Origin of the sequence: Terracoccus luteus, assembly GCF_003635045.1 — a bacterium.
Taxonomy (GTDB): domain Bacteria; phylum Actinomycetota; class Actinomycetes; order Actinomycetales; family Dermatophilaceae; genus Terracoccus; species Terracoccus luteus.
Window position 1 is genome coordinate 3,820,051 of record NZ_RBXT01000001.1, and the last position, 21,656, is coordinate 3,841,706.

Sequence of the window (21,656 nt, forward strand, 5' to 3'; positions counted from 1 at the left end):
GGCGGTCGGCTCAGCCGTCGGAGTCGGGGTAGCCGTTCGGGTTGCCGCTCTGCCAGCGCCACTGGTCGACGCAGATGTCGTCCATGGTGCGGGTGGCGGTCCAGCCGAGCTCGCGGTTGGCCTTCGACGGGTCGGCGAAGCTGGCCGGCAGGTCGCCGGGTCGCCGGGGGGCGACCTCGTAGGGGAGGGTGCGCCCGGCCGCTCGCTCGAACGCGTGCAGCACCTCGAGCACGCTCTGCGGCTCGCCGGTGCCGAGGTTCCACGTCGACACCGCGTCGTCGGTGCGGCCGAGGGCGGTGAGCGCCGCGAGGTGCCCGGCCGCGAGGTCCTCGACGTGGATGTAGTCGCGCAGACACGTACCGTCAGGCGTCGGGTAGTCGTCACCGAAGATCATGAGCTTCTCGCGCCGCCCCACGGCCACCTGGGCGATGAACGGCATGAGGTTGTTCGGGATGCCGGACGGGTCCTCGCCGATGGTGCCGCTGGCGTGGGCGCCGACGGGGTTGAAGTAGCGCAGCAGTGCGATGCGCCACGACGGGTCGGAGACGGCGACGTCGCGCAGGATCTGCTCGATCATGACCTTGGTCCAGCCGTACGGACTCGTCGCCGACGTCGCGAGGTCCTCGGTGAACGGGGGCTCGTTCTCGCCGTAGACGGTGGCCGACGAGCTGAAGACGAGCTTGCTCACGCCGTGCCGGCGCATCGCCCGCACGAGCGAGAAGGTGCTCTCGAGGTTGTTCTCGTAGTACTCGAGGGGCAGCTGGACGCTCTCGCCCACGGCCTTGAGGCCGGCGAAGTGGATGACCGCGTCGACGGGCTCGTGGGCGAAGAGGTGCTCGGTCTTGTCGACGTCGCGCAGGTCGAACGAGTGCACCGGTAGGTGCGCGCCGGTCAGCGACTCGAGCCGGTTGACCACGGTCGGCTTGCTGTTGGCGAAGTTGTCGACGATGAGCACGTCGTGCCCGGCCGCCACGAGCTGGACCACGGTGTGCGAGCCGATGTAACCGGCCCCTCCACTCACGAGTACGCGCATGCCCGCAGCCTAGCCACGTGGCCGCGAGGTCCACGACCGTCGGCGGCAGGCCTGTCCCGGCCCTCGGGGTCTGACCGCGCTCACGCCAGCTCGGCGGACCAGGCGACCGTGAGCAGGGCCACCGGAAGGGCGAGCACGAGAGCCGCGGCGAGGTACACCAGGCCCGCGGCGACCCGCGGTGGCAGGCCGACCACCGGTCCGCCCTCGAGCAGCCCGATGCGCACCGCGGCGTCGGCCGCCGTGTCGGTCATGCCGAGGGTCCCGTCGGGCCGGCCGGCGCCCACCATGGCGACGATGGCCCGCGCGGTCGGCACGACACCGACCGCCTTGACGGCGGCGCGGTCGGCGAGCACCTCGATGAGCAGCGTCACCGACCGCAACGCGGACTCGCACCGCACGAACGCGGGCACCGCCTCGTGCGCGACGGTGAAGAACTCGAGGACGAGGTCGTGCCGGGCCACGAGGTGAGCCCGCTCGTGGGCGAGCACGGCGTCGAGCTCGACCGGTGCGAGCGACTCGACGGCTCCGCGCGTGACGACGACCCGGTGCTGCAGGCCGGGCACGCAGTAGGCGGTGGGGGTCTCGGCGGCCAGGACCCGGAGCCGGTCGCGGCGCGCCTGCTCGGGGTCGACGGCATCCGTGATGTCGGGGGTGGCGAGCAGGTCGACGAGCTCGCGCTGGCGACGCCGGCTCGCGCGCAGGCCACGCCCGACGCGGTCGCCGGACAGGGCCAGCCGGGCCGCCACCGACCCGCTCACGGCGGCGGCCAGCAGCACGGGCCAGACGCTGTCGACCCGGCTCGGCCCGGCGACGAGGCCGAGGACGGCGGCCGGGGCGGTGAAGAGCGCGGCGACGACGGCGGCGAGGGCGGTCGACTGCCACAGCACGAGGGCGGGTCGGGGGACCCGACGCAGCGCGGTGGCACGGGCCAGCAGCCGCGGGACGGGCCACGCGAGCACGACCGCGAGGACGGCGAGGACTGCGACGTGGACGTTCAGCGACGACCCTCGGGGTCGGCCGCCTGCCGCGCCTCGAGGTCGGCCAGGGCGGCACGCAGGGCGGCGACGTCCTCGGGCGTGGAGGAGTCGACGAAGTGCAGCAGGGCACCGCGGCGCTGCTCGCCCGCCAGCTCGCCGAGGGTCTGGTGCAGCGTGTCGGAGGTGAGCTGCTCACGCGACGCGGCGGCGAGGTAGCGCCAGGCGCGACCGTCGCGCTCGCGCTGCACGAGGCCCTTCTTGGCCATCCGGTCGAGGACCGTCATGAGGGTCGTGTAGGCGAGGCCGCGCTCGACACCGATCGCGTCGTGCACCTCGCGCACGGTGACGCCGCCCGCCTGCTCGGCCTGCGCCCAGAGGTGCTCGATGACCGCGCGCTCGAGGTCGCCCAGCACGGTGCGTCGCGAGGTCTTCATGGTGCGTCCACACTATCCGGCGCGGTCGGGTGGCCCCGGCCGAGGTCGACGACCCGGTCGAACAGGTCGGCGCCGTCGGGGCGGTGGGTCACCATGACGACCGTGCGGTCGGGCACGGCGAGCAGGTCGACGAGGACGGCCCGCGCGGTCGGCGCGTCGAGGTGGGCGACCGGCTCGTCCAGCAGCAGCACCGGCCGGCGGCTCAGCACGGCACGCGCGACGGCGAGGCGCGCACGCTCGCCGCCGGAGAGGCCGCGGCCACCGGTCCCGAGCACGGTGTCGAGCCCGTCGGGCAGCCCGGCGAGCAGGGGGGCGAGGCCCGCCGACGTGAGAGCCGCGGTCAGGGCGTCGTCGTCGGCCTCGGGGCGGGCGAGCAGCAGGTTGGCGCGCAGCGTCGAGGCGAAGACGTGCGGGTCGTCGTCGACGAGGGCGACCTGCGCCCGCACGGACGACAGGGTGAGGTCGGTGACGTCGACGCCGTCCCATGCGTACCGACCGGCGACCGGGTCGAGGTGGCGGGCCTGCACCGCGAGCAGCGTCGACTTGCCACTGCCGTTGGGGCCGGTGACGAGCACTCGCGAGCCGAAGGGGAGATCGAGGTCGACCGGTCCGAGGTCGGGGGAGTCGCGACGGATGCCGTCGGAGTCGTCAGTGCCGTCAGTGCCCCACGCCGCGGCGACCCCGTCGAGGCGCAGGTGTGGCCGGGCCTCCGGGCCGCCGTCGGCGTCCTCGGCGGCCTCGATGACGGCGACCGCGACGGCGACCGCGACGGCGCCGGGACGCTCGACGACGGCGGGTGGCATCGAGGTCAGGGCCCGCACCCGCTGCGACGCCGCGCTCGCCCGGGCCCGGGCCCGCATCGCGTCGACGAGCGGCGCGACGGCGTCGGCCACGGCGACCGGGGTGACGACGAGCAGGGCCGTCACCGGGGTGGGCAGCCCCAGTCCTCCCACGACGACCGCGACCCACGCCACGGTGCCCGCCACGGCGACGGGGAACAGGGCGGAGGCCGTCGCCCGGCCACGGCTCGTGCGCCGGGTGGCTGCGGTGAGCACCGCCTGCGCCGCGTCGAGACGTCGGAGAACGGTGGGCCACGCGCCCACGGCCTGCAGCTCGCTCGCCTGGGTGGTGGCGAGCTGGGTCAGCCCCGTGACGTCGGCCCGGGCGTCGAGCAGCGCTGTGAGGGAGCGGCTCTCGAGCCGTGCCGCGACGAGGCACCCCAGCACGACGACGACGGCGAGGGTCACGAGGGCCAGACCCGCAGGCGGGGCGAGGGCGGTCGTCAGGGCCACCGTGGCCACGCCGGCGACGGCGGTCGACACGACGGGCACGGTCACCCGCACCTGCGCCTCGACCTCGTCGGTGAGGTCGTCGACGACCCCCGTGAGCACGTCGCTGCGGCGGCGCCGGCCGAGCCGGGCGGGCGTCAGCGGGACGAGCGCCCGGTACACCGCGGTGCGCCGCTCGGCGAGGGCGCCGAGGGCGGCGTCGTGGCTGAGGAGGCGCTCCCAGTAGCGGAACACCGGGCGCGCCATGCCGAACGCCCGCACGGCGACGATGGCGGTGAGCAGGGTGAGGATGACCGGGCGCTGGTCGGCGCGCACGATGAGCCAGCCCGACGTCGCCGTCAGGGCGATGCCGGATGCCGTGGCCACCCCGCCGATGAGCCCTGCCTTGGCGACGGGGCCCGGGAGGACGTCGCGGACGGTCCGGCGGCGTCGGCCGGCCGGCCGTTCCTCGCGGGTGGCGGCGCCGGCAGGGCCGTCCGGGCCGTCCGGGCCGGTGTCGACCGACGGTCGGCCGGCGGTGGTCGGGTCGGCGGGGGTCGTGGTCATGCCGTGGCCGCCTCTCGGGCGAGGTGCAGGCGCACGACGTGGTCGGCGCGGGCGAGCAGCTCGTCGGTGTGGGTGACGACGACGACGACGGCGCGGTCGCGGGCGAGGCCGACGACGAGGTCGACCAGCGGCGCCACCGAGTCGGCGTCGACGTGGGCCGTGGGTTCGTCGAGCAGCAGCACCGGTTCGGGTGCGAGCACCGCCCGGGCCAGGGCGAGACGCTGACGCTGCCCGGCGCTGAGGCCGGCACCGTCGTCTCCCAGCGGCGTGTCGAGTGCCCGGGGTAGCGCCGCCACGACGCCGTCGGCCCCGACGGCGCGCAGCGCCGACCAGAGCTCGCCGTCCGTCGCGGGGTGGGCGACGGTCAGCGACTCGCGGACGGTGCCGGCGGCGAGGAAGGGGCGCTGGGTGAGCAGGTGCGCCGGGGCCGCACGCACGGCCCCTGACACCGGTCTCCGCAGCCCGGCGACGAGCTCGAGCAACGTCGACTTGCCGCAGCCCGACGGCCCCACGACGACCGTGAGACCCGGCCCGGCGTCGAGGTCGAGATCACGCAGCACCGCGACGCTGCTGCCCGGGTGGGCGTACGTCACCCCACGCAGGCTGAGCCCGCCGCGCGGGTCGGGGCGGGCGGCGCCCGCGGGCTCACCGGCATCCGGTGAGAGCTCGTCGAGGATGCCGGTCAGCGCGACGGATCCGTCGGCGGCCGTGTGGAACTCGGCGCCGACGCGACGCACCGGCCAGTACGCCTCGGGGGCGAGGAGGATGGCGACGAGGCCGGCGCCGAGGGGCATGGAGCCGTGCGACAGGCGCAGCCCCACGGTGACGGCGACGAGGGCGACCGAGAGGGTGGCGAGCAGCTCGAGGGCCGCCGAGCTGAGGAAGGCGAGGCGCAGGGTGCGCATCGTCGCCCGGCGGTGGCGCGCGCTGACGTCGTGGACGACCTCGACCTGGCGCTCGGCGCGGCCGTACCCGACGAGGGTCGGCAGACCGCGGACGACGTCGAGGAAGTGGCCGGACAGGCCTCGCAGGGCCGCCCAGCGGCGGTCGGTGGCGTCGGCGGTGGCGCGTCCGATGAGGGCGGCGAACAGCGGCAGCAGCGGCAGGGTGAGCGCGACGACGACGGCGCTGGGCCAGTCGACGACGAGGAGGGTGGCCACGGCGAGACCGGGCACGACGGCCGCCGTGACGAGGGCGGGCAGGAAACGGGCGGCGTAGGGCTCGACGGCCGACGCGCCCGCGGTGGCGAGGGTGGCGGCGGCCGTGGGGTCCGGACGGGAGTCGGCGTCCAGGTGCGACCAGCGACGCAGCAGCGCCGAGCGGAGGGCGGTCGAGACCCGGACGCCGGCCATGGCCCCGACCGACTCGGTGGCGGCGGAGAGGGCGGCGCGCGCGGCGAAGAGGGCGAGCAGCCAGAGCACCGGACCCGTCACGGGCCGCCGCTCGACGACCGCGACGACGACGGCGGACAGGGCGAAGGCCGTCGCCACGGTGGCGACGCCGGACGCGACGCCGACCGCCCCGAGGGCGAGCACCGGTCGCCGGCTCTCGGGGACCTCGCGGAGCAGCCGCAGGTCGAAGGGGCGCACGTCAGGTCCGGACCGGGCCGGTGACGCCCGTGGCGTCGCCCGCCGGGGTGGCCGGCGCGACGTCGTCGGGGATGTGCCGGGTGGTGAGGCGCTTGCGGAACACCCAGTATGTCCAGCCCTGGTAGAGCAGCACGACCGGCGTGAAGACGACCGCCACCCACGTCATGACGGTGAGGGTGTACTCGGTGCTGGCCGCGTTCTCGGTCGTCAGCGACCACGCCGGGTTGCTCGTCGACGGCATGACGTCAGGGAAGAGCATGACGAAGTACGTGGCCACGGTGAGGCCGATGGCGGCCGCGGTGCCGATGAAGGCACGGCCCTCGCGGCCGACACGGTTCGCCGCCAGCGCCGTCACCAGGGCGAGGGCGGCGGCGCCGCTGGTCACCCATGTGACCGGCTTGCCGTGGGCCGACCCGAGCACCGCGAGCAGCGCCACGGCGAGCCCGGCCGCGGCGACGCCTGCGACCGCGGCGACGGTGCGGGCCTGGGCGCGCACCGGTCCGTCGGTCTTGAGGGCGAGGAAGATCGCGCCGTGGGTGACGAAGAGGGCGGTGAAGGCGAGCCCGCCGAGCAGCGCGGTCGGGTCGAGCAGCGACAGCACGTCGCCGGTGAACTCCATGTCAGCGTCGATGGGCACGCCGCGCACGATGTTCGTCAGCAGCAGGCCCCAGACGAAGGCGGGCACGAGGGAGCCCCAGAAGATCGCGAGGTCCCAGCGGGCCTTCCACTGCGCCTCGGGGCGTTTGTGCCGGTAGTCGAAGCCGAGGTTGCGCACGATGAGCGCGACGAGCACGAGCAGCAGTGGGAGGTAGAACCCGCTGAACATCGTGGCGTACCAGTTCGGGAAGGCGGCGAAGGTGGCGCCGGCGGCGGTGATGACCCACACCTCGTTGCCGTCCCACACCGGGCCGATGGTGTTGAGCAGCACCCGCCGACGTTTCTCGGCGTCAGCGGCGTCACGTGACAGTCGGCGCCCGCCGAGCACCGGCAGCAGCAGCCCGACGCCGAAGTCGAAGCCCTCGAGCACGAAGTACCCGGTCCACAGCACGCCGATGAGGATGAACCAGAAGGTGGTGAGTTCCATTGTCCCGTCGCTTTTCTCGCGAGATCCGGATGCCGGGTGGCCGGCTCAGTAGGCGAAGGCGAGGGGGGCGTCCTCGTCCTGCTCGGCCGGGTCGACCGGCTGCTCGAACGGGGCCGCACCCTGTCGCACCGTGCGCAGCAGCAGCTTGACCTCGACGACGGCGAGTGCCCCGTAGAGCAGGGTGAACACGGTCATCGACGTGACGACCTCGCCGAGGGAGACGCCCGGAGACACGCCGCTCGCGGTGGTCATGAGGCCGAAGACGACCCACGGCTGGCGACCGACCTCGGTGAAGACCCAGCCGGCGCTGTTGCCGAGCAGCGGCAGCACCGGTGCGGCCACGGCCAGCCACAGCAGCCAGCGGCCGGTGGGGGTGCGGCCTCGGCGCGTGGCCCACAGCACGACGAGCGCGACGGCGCTGGCGGCCATGCCGAGCCCGATCATGAGGCGGAACATCCAGTAGGTCGTCGGGATGTTCGGCACGTAGCCGGTCGACGGGTCGGCGAGCTCGGCCATGCCTGCGGTGCCGTACGTCTGGGCGTACTCGGCCTTGAGATCGTTGATGCCCTTGACGGCGCCGTCGAAGGAGCCGGTGGCGAGAAAGCTGAGCAGGTTGGGCACCTCGATGAGGGGCCGGGCGCGTTCGCCGTCGAGCGAGCCGATCGTCAGCACCGAGAAGGGTGCTCCCTCGCCCGCCGGCACCGACTCGTAGAGGGCCTCGGCCGCCGCCATCTTCATCGGCTGCACCTCGGTCATGATCTTGCCCTGGACGTCACCGCTCGCGGCGACGCCCATCCCGGCCACGAGCGTGACGACGGCCCCGAGGCGGGCGGCGCGACGGTACATGGGCACGTCGGCGGCGCCACCGGCATCCTCGTCGTGGATCTCACTGCAGCGGAGCCACTCCCGCCGCATGAGCTGGAGCGCGACGCCCATGACGACGGCCCCACCGACGAGGTAGGCCGACAGGATGACGTGCGGGAAGGTGACGAGCTGCACCTTGTTGAGCAGGATCGCGACGAAGTCGGTGAGCTCGGCGCGGCCCGTCTCGGCGTTGAACCGGAAGCCGACCGGGTTCTGCATGAAGGAGTTCGCCGACAGGATGAAGTAGGCCGACAGCAGCGTGCCGACGTGCACGACCCACATCGTGGCGGCGTGCAGACGCTCGGGGATGCGGCCCCAGCCGAAGATCCACAGGCCGAGGAAGGTCGACTCGAGGAAGAAGGCGAGCAGGGCCTCGACCGCCAGGGGTGCGCCGAAGATGTCGCCGACGAAGCGGGAGTAGCTCGACCAGTTCATGCCGAACTGGAACTCCTGCACGAGCCCGGTGACGAGCCCGAGGGCGAAGTTGATGGTGAAGAGCTTGCCGAAGAACCTCGTCAGCCGCAGCCACTCGGGGTTGTGCGTGCGTACCCACGCGGTGTGGAAGCCGGCGACGATGGCCGACAGCCCGATCGTGATCGGGACGAAGAGGAAGTGGTAGACGGTCGTGATGCCGAACTGCCACCGGGCGAGGTCTGTCGCGTCCATCGGGGTCTCCCGGGCTGGTAACTACGTTACGTAGTAGATACTACGACGCGTAGTTGACAGGTGGCCAGCGGGACCGGGCCGGTGTGGTGGCTCTCACTCCGGTCGGGAGGTGGCGGCGGGTGGGGTGGTCGGGGCCGCCGGTCTCGGCGATGCTGGGCCCATGCCGTCGCCCTCGGATGCCGTGTCGCTCCCGGTCGTCGTCGACGCCGGATCGGGCGTGGCCCCCTTCGAGCAGCTGCGCGTGCAGGTGACCGCGCTCGTCGAGCAGGGCCGACTGACCCCCGGCGACCGGCTTCCGCCGGTGCGGGCCCTGGCGGGGACGCTCGGGCTGGCGGCCAACACCGTCGCGCGCGCGTACAAGGAGCTCGAGGCCGACGGGGTCGTGACGACGAACGGGCGCGCGGGCACGACGGTCGCGGCCGGTGAGCACGCGGGGCGGGTCGCGGTCGAACGCGCGGCGGCCGCCTTCGTGCGGCTGGCCCGCGGGTGCGGGTTCACTGACGCCGAGACGCTCGACCTCGTCCGCGCCGCCCAGCACCCCTGACCTCTCGACGGTCGTTAGGCTGCGGGGATGGTGTTGTCCCGGGGCTGGCTCACCGACCTCGCGGTGCTGCAGCACGGCGGCTCGAGCGTCGAGGAGCACCACGACCACCTCGTCGTGCGCACCCCCGCGAACCCGACCTTCCACTGGGGCAACTTCGTGCTCGTCACCGACGTGTCCGCCGTCGACGACGCCGGGCGCTGTCGCTCGGTCTTCGCCGACGCCTTCCCGGCCGCCGAGCACGTGGCCATCGGCCTCGCCCGGCTTCCCGATGCCGAGCCCTGGCGTGCGGCCGGGCTCGTCGTCGAGACCGACGACGTCCTCTTCACCGAGACCCTGCCCGAGCAGCGCCCCCTCGCCGACGGCTACGTCGTGCGCGAGCCGGACCCGGGGCCGGAGGGCGACGCCGAGTGGGAGGCGCTCGTGGCCCTCGACCTCGCCGAGAACGCCCGCACGAGGGAGCACGAGCCTCAGGGCTACGAGGTCTTCGTGCGACGCCAGGTCGCGGGCCGCCGCCGGCTGGTCGCCGGCGGCGTCATGCGCTGGTTCACCGCCGTCACCGACACGGGCGCGCCGGCCGCCTCCCTCGGAGTCGTGCTGTGCGGCGACCTCGCCCGCTACCAGAGCGTCGGCACCCACGCCGACCACCGCCGGCAGGGCCTCGCCGGTCACCTGCTCGGTGTCGCGGCCCGGTGGGCGCAGGCGCGGGGCGCGACGGCCTGGGTCATCGTCACCGAGACGACCAACCCGGCCGGCCGCCTCTACCGGAGCGTCGGCTTCCACGAGGATGCCGTGCAGGTGGCGGTCACCCGCGCCTGACCTGCGCCCGCCCCGTGTGGGCCGCGCCTGACGCCGGCGCTGGGCTTCCCGGCATCCGGACAGGTGGTCTCAGTTCTTGGGACGCTCGTCGACGATGCGGCGCGCCTTGCCGATCGAGCGCTCGATGGTGCCGGGATCGCGCACCTGCACCCGGCACGTCGTGCCGACGTGGGTCTTGACCGCGCGCTCGAGCTCGCGGGCGATCGCGTCGGCGGCCCCGGCATCCAGCTGCTCGAGGGGCTCGACGAGCACGGTCAGCTCGACCATGCGGCCGGGCTGCGTGAGCACGCACTGGAAGTACGGCGACAGGCGGGGCTCGGCGAGGACGTGCTCCTCGATCTGCGTCGGGAAGACGTTGACGCCGCGGATGATCATCATGTCGTCGGTGCGGCCGGTGATCTTCTGCATGCGGCGCATCGACGGCACGGCCGTGCCCGGCAGCAGCCGCGTGAGGTCACGCGTGCGGTAGCGCAGTACCGGCATCGCCTGCTTCGTCAGCGACGTGAGCACGAGCTCACCCAGCTCGCCGTCGGGCAGCACCTCCTCGGTGACCGGGTCGATGACCTCGGGGTAGAAGTGGTCCTCCCACAGGTGCAGGCCGTCCTTCGTCGTCGCGGCCTCCATGGCGACGCCCGGGCCCATGACCTCGGACAGGCCGTAGATGTCGACGGCGTCCATGCCGGTGCGGCCCTCGATCTCCTGGCGCATCGCCTCGGTCCACGGCTCGGCGCCGAAGATGCCGACCTTGAGGCTGGTCGTGGCGGGGTCGATGCCGGCGCGCTCCATGCCGTCGAGCAGGCTGAGGAAGTAGCTCGGCGTCACCATGATGACGCGCGGCCCGAAGTCGGTGATGAGCTGCACCTGGCGCTCCGTCATGCCGCCGCTGACCGGCACGACGGTCGCGCCGAGCCGTTCGACCCCGTAGTGCGCGCCGAGCCCGCCGGTGAACAGGCCGTAGCCGTACGCGACGTGCACGATGTCGCCCGGGTGCCCGCCCGCGAGCCGGATGGAGCGGGCCATGAGGTCGGCCCACGTGTCGATGTCGGATGCCGTGTAGCCCACGACCGTCGGACGCCCGGTCGTGCCCGAGCTGGCGTGCAGCCGCACGATGCGCTCGCGCGGCACGGCGAACATCCCGAACGGGTAGTTGGCGCGCAGGTCGGCCTTGGTGGTGAAGGGCAGGCGCGCGAGGTCGTCGAGCGAACGGACGTCGTCGGGGTGCACGCCGTTGTCCTGCAACGCCGCCCGGTAGTGCGGCACGTTGTCGTGGGCGTGGCGGACCGTGGCCTGCAGGCGGCTCAGCTGCAGCTCGCGCAGCGGCCCCACCTCGATGGTCGGGATCTCGTGGTCGGGCAGGGCGGGTGCCGGGCCGGTGGTGCTCGCGGGTGACTCCGTCGTCATGGCTGCCATTCTGCTCGCTCCCGTCGACAGGTCGCGCAGCCCCCGTCGAGAGGCCAGCTGGACACCGTCGAGAGGCCAAATGGACACCGTCGAAAGGCCAACGGGGTGGACGGGAGAGGCCAGCCCGGTCACGGACTGGCCTCTCGATGATGGCTATATGGCCTTTCGACGGGCTGGGGAGGGGGTTCAGTCGATGATGTTGTGCTCGGGGCCGAAGGGGAAGTGCGTGACGTTCTCGGCGCCGTCCTCGCTGACGACGAGGATGTCGTGCTCGCGGTAGCCGCCGGCGCCGGGCTGGCCGTCGGCGACGGTGATCATCGGCTCCATCGACACGACCATGCCGGGCTCGAGCACGGTGTCGATGTCCTCACGCAGCTCGAGGCCGGCCTCCCGCCCGTAGTAGTGCGAGAGCACCCCGAAGGAGTGGCCGTAGCCGAAGGTGCGGTTGGGCAGCAGGCCGTGCGCGACGTAGATCTCGTTGAGCTCGTGTGCGATGTCCTTGCACACGGCGCCGGGCTTGATGAGCTCGAGGCCGCGGCGGTGCACCTCGACGTTGATGTTCCACAGCTCGAGGGAGCGCTCGTCGGGTTGGCCGAGGAACAGGGTGCGCTCGAGGGCGGTGTAGTAGCCCGACGTCATCGGGAAGCAGTTGAGCGACAGGATGTCGCCGGGCTGCAGGCGCCGGGTCGTGGCCCAGTTGTGCGCGCCGTCGGTGTTGATGCCCGACTGGAACCACACCCACGTGTCGCGGATCTCGCTGTCGGGGAAGGTGCTGGCGATCTCGTGGACCATCGCCTCGGTGCCGACGAGCGCGACCTCGTACTCGCTGACGCCCTCGCGGATGGCGGCCCGGATGGCCTCGCCACCGAGGTCGCCGATGCGGGCGCCGTGGGTGATGACGGCGATCTCCTCCGCCGACTTGACCATGCGCTGGCGCATCGCGGCCTGGGCGACGTCGACGAGCTCGGCGCCGTCGAGGGCGGCCTGCAGCTTGGCGTGGGTGTCGAGCGAGACGGTGTCGGTCTCGATGCCGACGCGGCGCGGCCGCACCCCCCGCTGCCGCAGCACCTCGGCGACGCCGTGCTGGAAGTTGTCACGCTGCCAGTCGGTGTAGACGACGTTCTCGCCGTAGCTGCGCCGCCACGGCATCCCGGCGTCGATGTTGGCGGTGACGCTCACCTGGTCGTCGGCGGTGACGACGAGCGCGTAGGAGCGGCCGAAGTAGGTGAAGAGGAAGTCGGAGTAGTACTTGATGCCCTGGTAGGAGGTGAGCACGACGGCGTCGAGCTGCTTCTCGGCCATGATGTCGCGCAGCCCGGCCAGGCGGCGCTCGAACTCGGCGTCGGAGAAGGTCAGCGCCAGCTTCTCGCCGTTGTGCAGCACCTTGAGGCGCTCGAGCTCGGCGAGGTCACGGGCCGAGCCGTGCAGGGACTGCTGCGAGGGCTGTGCGGGGGCGGCGGTGGTGAGGGTCATGTCGGTGCCTTTCTGGGCAGGGTGGGTCGCCACGCCGGCCGGGTGCCGCGCGACGGAGTGGGCTCGGTCGAGCCGGGGAGGGTGGTCTCAGGAGGCGACGGGGCGACCGTCGCGGGTGATGCCGGTGTCGGGGAAGCCGGGGACGGCGTACCGGGCGTGGGTCCTCGTCTCGGTGACGACGGATGCCGCGTGGCGGGCGATGTCCTCGAGCGTCGTCACCCACATGCCGTCGAGGGCCTTGACGCCCTCGACGAGCTGCTCGAGCGCGCGGGCCCGGGACGGCCGGCCGGAGATGAAGGGGTGGTTGGTCAGCACCCAGCAGCCGCCCTGCTCGTGCTGCGCGTCGGCCTCGAGCTGCCACATGTCGCGGGCCTTGACGGGGCTCTCGATGACGCCGCTGCCCGTCCAGCCCGGGTAGAAGGCGTACTGCTCCCAGTCGTCGAGGGCCCAGTCGACGGGGATCTCGATGAGGGTGTCCGCCGTGCCGGGGGCGGTGAACCGGTAGGGGGCGTCGCCGTCGAGCAGGCTGGAGTCGTAGAGGAACCCGCGCTCGGCGAGCAGGGCCGGCGACTGCCAGTTGAGCTCCCACCACGGCGCGCGGTAGCCGACGGGGACGACGCCGGCGACCTTCTGCAGCGCCTCGAGGCCGCGGTCGAGGTAGCGGGCCTCGGTCTCGCGGTCGATGCCCTGCATCTGCTCGTGCAGGTACCCGTGGTGGCCCACCTCGTGCCCCGCGTCGACGATGGCGCGCACCGTGTCGGGGTGGCACTCGGCGGTGAACCCGGGCACGAAGAAGGTCGCCCTGACGTCTTGACGCTCGAGGATGCGCAGCAGCTTCGGGACCGCGACGAGCGGACCGTACGACTGGTGCGACATGAGTGACATGCGCGAGACGGATGCCGGGTCGTGGGCGAGCACGCACGACTCGGCGTCGACGTCGAAGGTGAACGACGCCGCGGCGCGGTAGCCGTCGGGCCAGGTGAAGATCGGCTCGTCGGTGGCGGCGGGGGAGGGGGTGGCGGTCACGAGTCGGCTCCGATCTCGGCGGGCGTGGAGGAGGTGTGCGCCGTGCTCGACGTGGCGCTCGATGGGGCGGTCGACGAGGCGGCCGCGAGGTCGGACTGGGCTGCGGGAGTGAGCGACCCGGCATCCGGGCTCGGCGCGGGGACGGCGCCGTCGACGCGCGACTCGGCGCGGCGGAGGGCGGCGTACCTCTCGAACGGGCGGCGACCGACGACGGCGTAGACGGCCGCGGAGGTGAGGCCGCCGGCCAGCCACGAGAGGTCGAGGCCGCCGAGCGCGCGGGCGGCGAAGCCCTGCAGCGGCGGGACGAGGCCGTAGAGAAACATCCACGTCGCGACGATGCCGACGACGAACGAGAACATCGTGGCCCAGTTGACGTCGGGCAGACGGCGGCTGCCGACCGGGTCGAAGAGCACCTGAGCGTCGATGTCGCGGCGGGCGAAGCGGAAGTAGTGCACGAGCATGATGCCGGCCCAGGCGGCGATCCAGGCGACGATGCCGATGAGCCACGTGTCGAGCACGGCGGCGAGGTCGCCGGCGTAGATGAAGAACACGACCGCGACCATGGCGAAGGCGCCCACGACGAGGCTGAGGGTGTTGCGCTTGATCTTGACGTCGAGCGCCTGCGCGGCCACCGAGAACGTGTAGATGTTGAGGATGTTCGTCGCGATCGGGCCGTGCACGACGAGCAGGAGGACGGGGATCGCGAGCGCACCGAAGTTGTCGACGATGAGGGCGCCCGGGTCGACCGAGCCGTTCTTCGTCGCGAGGGTCGCGCCGAGCACGCCGAGCCACACGACGGGCACGAACTGGCCGAGCACGCTGGCGGCGTAGAGCTTGCGGCGCGGCATCGCGCGGCTGACGAAGCGTGAGTAGTCGGCGGCGTAGGTGAACCACGTGATGCCCCAGCCGATCCCGATCGCGGTCATGACGCCCGACATGACGACGATGCGCTCGGAACCGGTCAGCACCTGGCCGGCGGGGCCGGCGTAGCCCCAGTCGACGTCGAGGAAGAACCACGCGACGACCGACATGGCGACGAGCACGACGATGGTGGGCGGCACGGTCCAGCGCTCGAAGGCGGCGATGGTGCGGTAGCCGCGCCACGAGATGGCGACCTGGGTGCCCATGATGACCGTCGCGACGAGGATCTTGGCCAGGTGGTTCTCGGCGGCCGGGTCGACGAGGCCGACCTTGCCGAGCAGGGCCATGACGAGGTCGAGGATGATCCACGTGTTGACCGCGCACCACCCGACCGCGAGCGTGGCCTGGATGCCGGCGGGGACGTAGGCGCCGCGGCGGCCGAAGGCGGCCCGCGAGAGCACCATGCCGGTGACGCCGGTGCGCTGGCCCATGAGCACGAAGAGCCCGAAGAGGGCCATGCCGATGAGGTTGCCGAGCACGAGCACGATGAGGGTGTCGCGCAGGCCCAGGCCGAGGCCGATGCCGAGCGCCCCGAGGATCCAGTTGATCGGGGCGATGTTGGCCCCGCACCAGATCCAGAACTGGCCGGAGACGTCGTTCGTGCGGGCCTCGTCGGGGACCGGCTGGAGGACCTGCTCGACCTCGAACACCGTGTGGGACTGGTTCGCAGAGCTCATCTGCGCCTCCATTTCGTCGGATGGTGGGAACCAGAGTGATCCCCGTGCGGGGGGTGCGACAAGGTACGTTGTGTCAGTCGTGTGAGCCTGAGAACGGACGAAGTGTCATGCCGATGCCGGTGAGCGAGGTCCTGTGCGACCCGACGATCCGCGCTGCGGAACCGGTCGTCCTCGCCGGCCAAGCGGGCCTGGACAACGCGGTGACGTGGGTGCACACGAGCGAGGTGCTCGACATCGCGCCCCTGCTGCGGGGCGGTGAGCTGCTGCTCGTCGGCGGCGTCGGGCTGGCCGACGCGAGCCCGACCCAGCGGGCCCGCTACGTGCGCGAGCTGGCCGAGCGGGGCGCCTCCGGCATCGCCATCGAGACGGGGGCCCGCCTGCGCCGGGTGCCGCCGGAGATGGTCGAGGAGGCCGAGCGGGTCTCGTTGCCGCTCGTGCAGCTGCGGCGCGTCGTGCGCTTCATCGAGGTCACCCAGGCCGTCAACGGGCTGCTCGTCAACGAGTCGGTCCGGCGCCTCCAGCTCGCCGACGAGGTGTCGCACGCGCTCGCGCTGGCCCTCGCCCGGGGCGCCGAGCTGCCCGAGCTCATGGCCGTGCTGGCCGAGCGGACGCAGGCCGACGCACGGCTCACCGCCCCCGACGGTGAGCTGCTCGCCGAGGCGGCCGCGCCGGCCCTTGGGGTCGGGAGCTTTTCGACCGCAGAGGCCGACGACCCCGCCGGCGACCCTGCCGACGATGTCGTCACCGGCCCGTCGACCGCGGCCCCCGTCGGGATGCCCCCCGTCGTCGCCCCCGTCGACAGCGCCGGCGTGACGGTGGCCCTGCTGACGCTGACGCCCCGGCCGGGCGCGAACCTGCTCGTGCTCGACGCCGCCCTCGACCGCGCCCCGGAGGCACTGGGCCTCGCCATGCTGCGATTCCGCCCGCTCTCGCGCCGGCAGCGTGACACCCACGAGCTGTTCGAGCTGGCCCGCGCCGGCGAGCGCGCCTCGACGCGCCGGCTGCGCGAGGTGGCCACCCGGCTGGGGCTCGCGGGGCACGACGCGTGGGTGGTGACCGTCGCCCGCATCGGCCCCGGGCCGTCGCTGGCGACGGGCATCGAGGCGGCGGTCGGGCGCACCGGCCGCACCCTCGTCAGCGAGGTCGACCGGCACGTGCACACGTGCGTCGTCGGCCTGTCCCTCGGCGGACGGTCGCTCGAGCAGGCGCGCCAGGACGTCGTCACCGAGCTGCGGTCGGTCGCGCTGCCGGCCCACGTCACCGTGGCGGTCGGCCCCGGCGCGCGCAGCGTCGAGCGGCTGCCGCACACCCTCGCCGAGGCCGAGGGCACGCTGGCGCTGACCGACGAGTCGCACCAGGTGGTGGCCGACTCCGTCGCCCTCGGCATCACCCGGCTCGTGACGGCGGTCGACCGCGACGACCTCCTGCAGGCGTTCGTCGACGAGCAGATCGGCGACCTGCTCGCCCTCGACCGCGACCGCGCCGGCAGCCTCTTCGAGACCCTCGCCCTCTACCTGCGGCACTCGGCCAACAAGACCGAGACGGCGGCGCGGCTGCACGTGCAGCGGCAGAGCCTCTACCAGCGCCTCGAGCGCATCATGGCGGTGCTGGGCCACCCGCAGCCGGGCACGAGCCGCTGGGCCGCGATCGCCCTCGCGGTCGAGCTCGAGACCGCGCGGCGCACCGTCGCCGGCGAGGTGCGCGGCTTCGGCGGACTCGACGCCGCCGACCGCCGGGCCACCCGGCGCGCGCGCCGCCCCGCCGACTGAGCCCACCGGCATCCACCCCCCGTCGAGAGGCCAGATGGCGACTCGAAAGGCCAACGGGGACAACGCGAGAGGCCAGCCCGGTGACGGACTGGCCTCTCGGTGCTGTCTATTTGGCCTTTCGACGGGGGAAGGGGCCGCCGGGGCAGGCCCGCTCAGTCGTGGTGCTCGCTGCGCATGCGCTTGAGGAAGCTCTTCGTGCGCTCGTGCTGCGGGTTGCCGATGACCTCTGCGGGCGGACCCTGCTCGACGACGACGCCACCGTCCATGAAGACGACGTGGTCGGCGACCTCACGGGCGAACCCCATCTCGTGGGTGACGACGATCATCGTCATGCCCCGGTCGGCCAGCTCGCGCATGACGCGCAGCACCTCGCCGACGAGCTCGGGGTCGAGCGCCGAGGTGGGCTCGTCGAAGAGCATGAGCTTGGGGTCCATGGCGAGGGCGCGCGCGATGGCGACCCGCTGCTGCTGGCCGCCGGAGAGCTGCGCCGGGTAGGCGGCCGGCTTGTCGCCGAGGCCCACCTGCTCGAGCAGCTCGGTGGCGCGGGCGCGCGCCTTCTTGCGGGCCACGCCTTTGACCTGCGTGGGCGCCTCGACGACGTTCTGCAGGGCCGTCATGTGCGGGAAGAGGTTGAACCGCTGGAACACCATGCCGATCTCGCGCCGTTGGGCCGCGATCTGCTTGTCGGTGAGGTGGTGCAGCTGTCCGCCCTCGTCGCGGTAGCCCATGAGGTCGCCGTCGACCCAGATGCGGCCGCCGTCGATCGTCTCGAGCTGGTTGATGCACCGCAGGAACGTCGTCTTGCCCGAGCCGCTCGGCCCGAGGAGGCAGACGACCTCGCCGCGACCGACCTCGAGGTCGATGCCCTTGAGCACCTCGTTGCCGTGGAAGCTCTTGGTGACGTTGACCGCCCGCACCAGCGGGGCCTCGCCCCCGGTGCGGGAACCCCGGTCGGATGCCGTCGTGCTCGTCTCGCTCATCAGGCGCCTCCCGCCCCGCCCGGCCTCGCGAAGCGTCGTGAGGGTGCACCGGTGCCGAAGCCGCGGCCGAAGCGGCGCTCGAGGAGGTACTGGCCGACCATGAGCACGGAGCCCACGATGAGGTACCACGCGGTGACGGCGACGAACGCCGGCATGATCTGCAGGGTCCGGGTCCCGATGGCGCTCGTCTGGTAGAAGAGCTCGGTGATGACGGGGATGGCCGACAGCAGCGAGGTGTCCTTGACCATGGCGATCGTCTCGTTGCCGGTCGGCGGCACGATGACGCGCATCGCCTGCGGCAGCACGACCCGGCGCATCGCCTTGCCGCGGCTCATGCCCAGCGCGGCTGCCGCCTCACCCTGGCCCTTGTCGACCGACAGGATGCCGGCGCGGGCGATCTCGGCCATGTAGGCCGCCTCGGAGAGGCCGAGGCCGATGATGCCGGCCAGCAGCGTGCTGCTGAACTGGTTGACGTTGAGGGTGAAGAACGTGAAGTCGCTCGACAGCCCCAGCCACGACGCGAGCTGCTGGCCGAAGGGGAGGCCGAAGTCGACGCGGTTGTAGAGGAAGCCGATGCCGCTGCCGATCATGGCCAGCAGCACGAGGCGCGGGATGCCGCGGAAGAACCACGTGTAGACGAACGACACGAAGCGCAGCACGGGGTTCTGCGAGAGGCGCAGCACCGCGATGAGCACGCCGAGCACGATGCCGATCGCCATCGAGCCGAGGGTGCCGACGATGGTGCCCTTCCACAGGCCCTCGAGCACGGGGTTCTGCTGCATGATCTCGAGGGCGGTCGAGAAGCCCCAGCGCTCGTTGGTGACGAACGAGCTGATCATCATCGCGACGAGCACGAGGATGACCACGAGCGCCACCCAGCGCCCCGGGTGGCGGACCGGCTTGGCGTCGATGGCCCCCGGCCGTCCGTCGGCCGGCGTGCCCGGGCTCCCGGGCATGCCGGCGTCGGTGGTGGTCTGGCTCATCGACGGCTCAGGGGTTGACGGCGAAGTCGTCGATGGCGCCGGCCTCGACCGCGTACTTCTTCAGCGCCGCCTCGTAGCTGCCGTCGGCCTTGGTGGCCTTGAGGGCCTCGACGAGCAGGTCGGCCAGCGCCGTGTCGTTCTTCGGCACGACGATGCCGTAGGGGGCCGAGTCGTAGATGTCGCCGAGCGCCTCGAGCGCGCCGCCGGTCTGCTTGACGGCGTAGAGGCCGACGGGCGAGTCGGCGAGCATGGCGACCGTCTTGCCGCTGGCCAGGTCGGCGGTGACCTGGTCCTGGCCCTCCTGCACGATCGGGTTGATGGCCTGCTTGCCGGCGTCCGTGCACTTCTTGCTGCGGGCGGTCAGGTCGTCGACCTGCACGGTGCCCTTCTGCACGCCGATGCTCTTGCCGCAGGCGTCGTCGGCGTTGACGTTGTCCGGGTTGCCCTTCTGCACGACCCACTGGGTGCCGGCGCTGTAGTAGCTCACCATGTTGACCTGCTTCTTGCGGTCGTCGTTGATGGTGAAGCTCGAGACGCCGACGTCGTACTTGCCGCCGGTGACACCGAGGATGATCGAGTCGAAGCCGGCCGGGACGTACTCGGTCTTGAGCCCCAGCTTGGCGGCGACGGCGTCGAACAGGGCCGGGTCGAAGCCCTCGACGGTCTTGCCGTCGGAGGCGAGCATCTCGTTGGGGGCGTAGGTCGGGTCGGTGCCGACGACGATCTTGCCGGCCGACTTGAGGTCGGCGGGCACCTTGGCCGCGAGGGTGGCGTCGGCGCCGCCACCGGCCGCCGAACCGCTCCCGACGGGCGTCGAGCCGGCGCCGGGCGACGTCGACATCGAGTCGGACCCGCAGGCCGACAGGGACAGGCCGGCGACGGCGACGCCCGTGAGGGCGATGAGGGACATGCGGCGCATGTGGGGAGTCCTTCCAACGAACGCTCCGCGCGGACGAGCCGCGCGGACGGGGTGGTGTGCGGGCGACCGGGCGGCGGTGCGGCGGTCGACTGGGGGCGATCCTGCCACCTCCGGCCGTACGCACACGTGATTGCGGCCGAACCGTTGCCTGAGGCGCCCCGCACCCGGGCCCGACCGCCCGCGGGCGCGCCCAGGACCACGCGCGCGCACGACGACGCCCACCGGCATCCGGGAGGGCGTGGATGCCGGTGGGCGCGGTCGGTGGGTCCGTGCTGCCCCGTACTGCCCCGTGCTGCCCCGGGGCGACCCCGTGCGGGTGGGGACCCGGGCGCGAGGGCTCGGTCGGAGGACTCGGGTCAGAGGATCCAGTACGAGCGGATGCTGCCCGGGCCGTCGACCTGGCCGGTGCTCATGTCGATGTCGGCGAGGGTGCCCGCGTAGAGCGTGCCGCCGCGCACCTCGAGGGAGAGCGGGTTGGCCACCTTGGTGAAGAGGCTCTTGCGGCCGCTCCAGTCGACCTTGGTGATCCTGCCGGCGAAGAGCTCGGCGACGTAGACGCCGTCGGGGCCGATGGCCGCGTTGGTCGCCCCGAGGAAGCCGGTGGCGAGCCGCTTGAGGGCGCCGCTCGTCGGGTTCAGCGTCCACACCGACCCGCGGGCGCCGAGGGCAGGGCTCTCGGGGCCGCCCGGCAGGGTCGTGACGACGAGGTTGCCCCGGTAGTCGACCTCGACGTCGGTGGGCACCGACTCGAAGGCGTAGGTCACGCCGACGACGCAGTCGGGCGCCCCGACGGCGGCCGCCATCTCGGCGGTGAAGGTGATCGGCTGCGCGGGCAGCACGGCGAGGGTCGAGATGGCGCCCTTCGCGTCGACCTTGAGCAGGTCGTTGCCGGCGGCGTCGGCGACGATCCAGCCGTCGCCCCAGCTCGCGACGGCGTAGGGGTGGGAGTCGAGCAGCCCCTTGTACGTGGCCGGCCCACCCGTCAGACCTCTGAGGGCCTCGCGGGCGCAGGGGTTGCCGTTCTTGACGATGCCGTAGGTGACGTCCCGGTCGGGGTTCATCGTCTTCTCGTACTTGCCGAGGTTGGCGACGACGTCCTTCTTCCCCTGGGTGCGGATGGTGATGGAGGAGCTGAAGCTCTCACCGGGGCCGGAGGGGAACGTCGTGCTGAGCCAGGCGATGGACCTGCCGTCGGGGCTGGCGTCGACGCCGCCGATCTCGCTGCCGGTGCCCGTGGCGACGACGCTGAGGGAGCCGTCCTTGCGGAGGAGGCTGAGGGTGTTGGTGAAGCCGTCGGCGACGTAGGCGCCCTTGGCGGTGGCCGCCATCTGGTAGGGGGCGATGACGTCGGTGGTGAGCACCCGACCGCGTGAGGTGTCGGAGCTGCCCGTGGAGCCGGCCGCGCCGGCGCCGGGCGCCGAGACGAGGCCGATGGTGGTGAGGGCGGCCGCGGCGGTCGCGGCCGTGATGAGGCGGGTTCTGCGCATGCGTTCTGTCCTTGTGGAGGAGAAGCAGAGGTGACGCGCCCCGTCGTGTCCCCGTCGGGAACCTCGTCGCCCCGCGCCGTCCCTGTGACGACGGTCACACCACGGTAGGGACCCCGGGCGTCCCGCGCATGCGATTTTCGGAAACTCGTGATAACGGAGCGCTCGGGGAGCCTGGGGA

General features: G+C 72.8%; 18 protein-coding genes. 3 read left to right on the plus strand and 15 right to left on the minus strand.

Annotated elements, in window-relative coordinates; all coding sequences use genetic code 11:
• Window positions 1-10: 10 nt before the first annotated feature.
• The 7 genes from galE to DFJ68_RS17235 all read right to left on the minus strand — a co-directional run bounded on the left by galE (window position 11) and on the right by DFJ68_RS17235 (window position 8,482).
• Window positions 11-1,033 carry a UDP-glucose 4-epimerase GalE gene (gene galE / locus DFJ68_RS17205; protein ID WP_121034786.1) on the minus strand — a complete coding sequence of 341 codons (1,023 nt, stop codon included), beginning with the start codon at window positions 1,031-1,033 and terminating at the stop codon, window positions 11-13.
• Window positions 1,034-1,113: 80 nt separating this feature from the next.
• Window positions 1,114-1,992, minus strand: coding sequence for a M56 family metallopeptidase (locus tag DFJ68_RS17210; RefSeq protein ID WP_245963719.1), 879 nt, complete (start codon window positions 1,990-1,992; stop codon window positions 1,114-1,116).
• Between the two features lie 35 nt (window positions 1,993-2,027).
• Window positions 2,028-2,444 carry a BlaI/MecI/CopY family transcriptional regulator gene (locus tag DFJ68_RS17215; protein WP_121034788.1) on the minus strand — a complete coding sequence of 139 codons (417 nt, stop codon included), beginning with the start codon at window positions 2,442-2,444 and terminating at the stop codon, window positions 2,028-2,030.
• Window positions 2,441-4,279 (minus strand): thiol reductant ABC exporter subunit CydC, encoded by a 1,839-nt coding sequence (gene cydC, locus DFJ68_RS17220; protein ID WP_121034789.1) that lies wholly within the window; start codon window positions 4,277-4,279, stop codon window positions 2,441-2,443. The genes DFJ68_RS17215 and cydC overlap by 4 nt, the downstream gene beginning before the upstream one ends.
• Window positions 4,276-5,868 (minus strand): thiol reductant ABC exporter subunit CydD, encoded by a 1,593-nt coding sequence (gene cydD / locus DFJ68_RS17225; RefSeq protein WP_121034790.1) that lies wholly within the window; start codon window positions 5,866-5,868, stop codon window positions 4,276-4,278. Before cydD ends, cydC begins: the two co-directional genes overlap by 4 nt.
• Before the next feature lies 1 nt (window position 5,869).
• Window positions 5,870-6,952 (minus strand): cytochrome d ubiquinol oxidase subunit II, encoded by a 1,083-nt coding sequence (cydB, locus tag DFJ68_RS17230; RefSeq protein ID WP_121034791.1) that lies wholly within the window; start codon window positions 6,950-6,952, stop codon window positions 5,870-5,872.
• A 45-nt stretch (window positions 6,953-6,997) separates the two neighbouring features.
• Window positions 6,998-8,482, minus strand: coding sequence for a cytochrome ubiquinol oxidase subunit I (locus DFJ68_RS17235; protein ID WP_121034792.1), 1,485 nt, complete (start codon window positions 8,480-8,482; stop codon window positions 6,998-7,000).
• 160 nt (window positions 8,483-8,642) lie between these two features.
• On the opposite strand from DFJ68_RS17235, the gene DFJ68_RS17240 reads away from it, so the two are divergent.
• The gene (locus tag DFJ68_RS17240; RefSeq protein WP_121035488.1) at window positions 8,643-9,026 is read left to right on the plus strand and encodes a GntR family transcriptional regulator; all 384 of its coding nucleotides are present in this window, start codon (window positions 8,643-8,645) and stop codon (window positions 9,024-9,026) included.
• A 27-nt stretch (window positions 9,027-9,053) separates the two neighbouring features.
• Window positions 9,054-9,842 carry a GNAT family N-acetyltransferase gene (locus tag DFJ68_RS17245; protein WP_121034793.1) on the plus strand — a complete coding sequence of 263 codons (789 nt, stop codon included), beginning with the start codon at window positions 9,054-9,056 and terminating at the stop codon, window positions 9,840-9,842.
• A gap of 69 nt (window positions 9,843-9,911) precedes the next feature.
• On the opposite strand, the gene paaK is transcribed toward DFJ68_RS17245, so the two are convergent.
• The 4 genes from paaK to DFJ68_RS17265 form a co-directional block, all read right to left on the minus strand.
• The gene (gene paaK, locus DFJ68_RS17250; protein WP_121034794.1) at window positions 9,912-11,243 is read right to left on the minus strand and encodes a phenylacetate--CoA ligase PaaK; all 1,332 of its coding nucleotides are present in this window, start codon (window positions 11,241-11,243) and stop codon (window positions 9,912-9,914) included.
• Window positions 11,244-11,429: 186 nt separating this feature from the next.
• Window positions 11,430-12,716: an aminopeptidase P family protein gene (locus DFJ68_RS17255; protein WP_121034795.1), complete on the minus strand. Its 1,287-nt coding sequence runs from the start codon at window positions 12,714-12,716 to the stop codon at window positions 11,430-11,432.
• 87 nt (window positions 12,717-12,803) lie between these two features.
• Window positions 12,804-13,742, minus strand: a complete 939-nt coding sequence (locus tag DFJ68_RS17260; protein WP_170165818.1) for a polysaccharide deacetylase family protein — start codon at window positions 13,740-13,742, stop codon at window positions 12,804-12,806.
• Complete coding sequence (locus DFJ68_RS17265) at window positions 13,739-15,340, minus strand: purine-cytosine permease family protein (protein WP_121035490.1); 1,602 nt, start codon at window positions 15,338-15,340, stop codon at window positions 13,739-13,741. The genes DFJ68_RS17260 and DFJ68_RS17265 overlap by 4 nt, the downstream gene beginning before the upstream one ends.
• A 107-nt stretch (window positions 15,341-15,447) precedes the next feature.
• Here DFJ68_RS17265 and DFJ68_RS17270 point away from each other — a divergent pair, with 107 nt between their 5' ends.
• A complete protein-coding gene (locus DFJ68_RS17270) occupies window positions 15,448-17,109 on the plus strand; it encodes a PucR family transcriptional regulator (protein WP_211333415.1) in 1,662 nt (553 codons plus the stop codon).
• A gap of 152 nt (window positions 17,110-17,261) precedes the next feature.
• On the opposite strand, the gene DFJ68_RS17275 is transcribed toward DFJ68_RS17270, so the two are convergent.
• The 4 genes from DFJ68_RS17275 to DFJ68_RS17290 form a co-directional block, all read right to left on the minus strand.
• The gene (locus DFJ68_RS17275) at window positions 17,262-18,089 is read right to left on the minus strand and encodes an amino acid ABC transporter ATP-binding protein (protein ID WP_121034797.1); all 828 of its coding nucleotides are present in this window, start codon (window positions 18,087-18,089) and stop codon (window positions 17,262-17,264) included.
• Window positions 18,089-19,072 carry an amino acid ABC transporter permease gene (locus tag DFJ68_RS17280; protein ID WP_245963720.1) on the minus strand — a complete coding sequence of 328 codons (984 nt, stop codon included), beginning with the start codon at window positions 19,070-19,072 and terminating at the stop codon, window positions 18,089-18,091. Before DFJ68_RS17280 ends, DFJ68_RS17275 begins: the two co-directional genes overlap by 1 nt.
• A 7-nt stretch (window positions 19,073-19,079) precedes the next feature.
• The gene (locus DFJ68_RS17285; protein ID WP_121034798.1) at window positions 19,080-19,991 is read right to left on the minus strand and encodes an ABC transporter substrate-binding protein; all 912 of its coding nucleotides are present in this window, start codon (window positions 19,989-19,991) and stop codon (window positions 19,080-19,082) included.
• 356 nt (window positions 19,992-20,347) lie between these two features.
• Window positions 20,348-21,478, minus strand: a complete 1,131-nt coding sequence (locus DFJ68_RS17290) for a ScyD/ScyE family protein (RefSeq protein ID WP_121034799.1) — start codon at window positions 21,476-21,478, stop codon at window positions 20,348-20,350.
• Between the last annotated feature and the right edge of the window lie 178 nt (window positions 21,479-21,656).

Coding starts and splice junctions, on each gene's coding strand:
- galE (WP_121034786.1), bottom strand. CDS start 1,033: ATGCGCGTACTCGTGAGTGGAGGGGCCGGTTACATCGGCTCGCACACC.
- DFJ68_RS17215 (WP_121034788.1), bottom strand. CDS start 2,444: ATGAAGACCTCGCGACGCACCGTGCTGGGCGACCTCGAGCGCGCGGTC.
- cydC (WP_121034789.1), bottom strand. CDS start 4,279: ATGACCACGACCCCCGCCGACCCGACCACCGCCGGCCGACCGTCGGTC.
- cydB (WP_121034791.1), bottom strand. CDS start 6,952: ATGGAACTCACCACCTTCTGGTTCATCCTCATCGGCGTGCTGTGGACC.
- DFJ68_RS17235 (WP_121034792.1), bottom strand. CDS start 8,482: ATGGACGCGACAGACCTCGCCCGGTGGCAGTTCGGCATCACGACCGTC.
- DFJ68_RS17240 (WP_121035488.1), top strand. CDS start 8,643: ATGCCGTCGCCCTCGGATGCCGTGTCGCTCCCGGTCGTCGTCGACGCC.
- DFJ68_RS17245 (WP_121034793.1), top strand. CDS start 9,054: ATGGTGTTGTCCCGGGGCTGGCTCACCGACCTCGCGGTGCTGCAGCAC.
- paaK (WP_121034794.1), bottom strand. CDS start 11,243: ATGACGACGGAGTCACCCGCGAGCACCACCGGCCCGGCACCCGCCCTG.
- DFJ68_RS17255 (WP_121034795.1), bottom strand. CDS start 12,716: ATGACCCTCACCACCGCCGCCCCCGCACAGCCCTCGCAGCAGTCCCTG.
- DFJ68_RS17265 (WP_121035490.1), bottom strand. CDS start 15,340: ATGAGCTCTGCGAACCAGTCCCACACGGTGTTCGAGGTCGAGCAGGTC.
- DFJ68_RS17270 (WP_211333415.1), top strand. CDS start 15,448: ATGCCGATGCCGGTGAGCGAGGTCCTGTGCGACCCGACGATCCGCGCT.
- DFJ68_RS17275 (WP_121034797.1), bottom strand. CDS start 18,089: ATGAGCGAGACGAGCACGACGGCATCCGACCGGGGTTCCCGCACCGGG.
- DFJ68_RS17280 (WP_245963720.1), bottom strand. CDS start 19,072: ATGAGCCAGACCACCACCGACGCCGGCATGCCCGGGAGCCCGGGCACG.
- DFJ68_RS17285 (WP_121034798.1), bottom strand. CDS start 19,991: ATGCGCCGCATGTCCCTCATCGCCCTCACGGGCGTCGCCGTCGCCGGC.
- DFJ68_RS17290 (WP_121034799.1), bottom strand. CDS start 21,478: ATGCGCAGAACCCGCCTCATCACGGCCGCGACCGCCGCGGCCGCCCTC.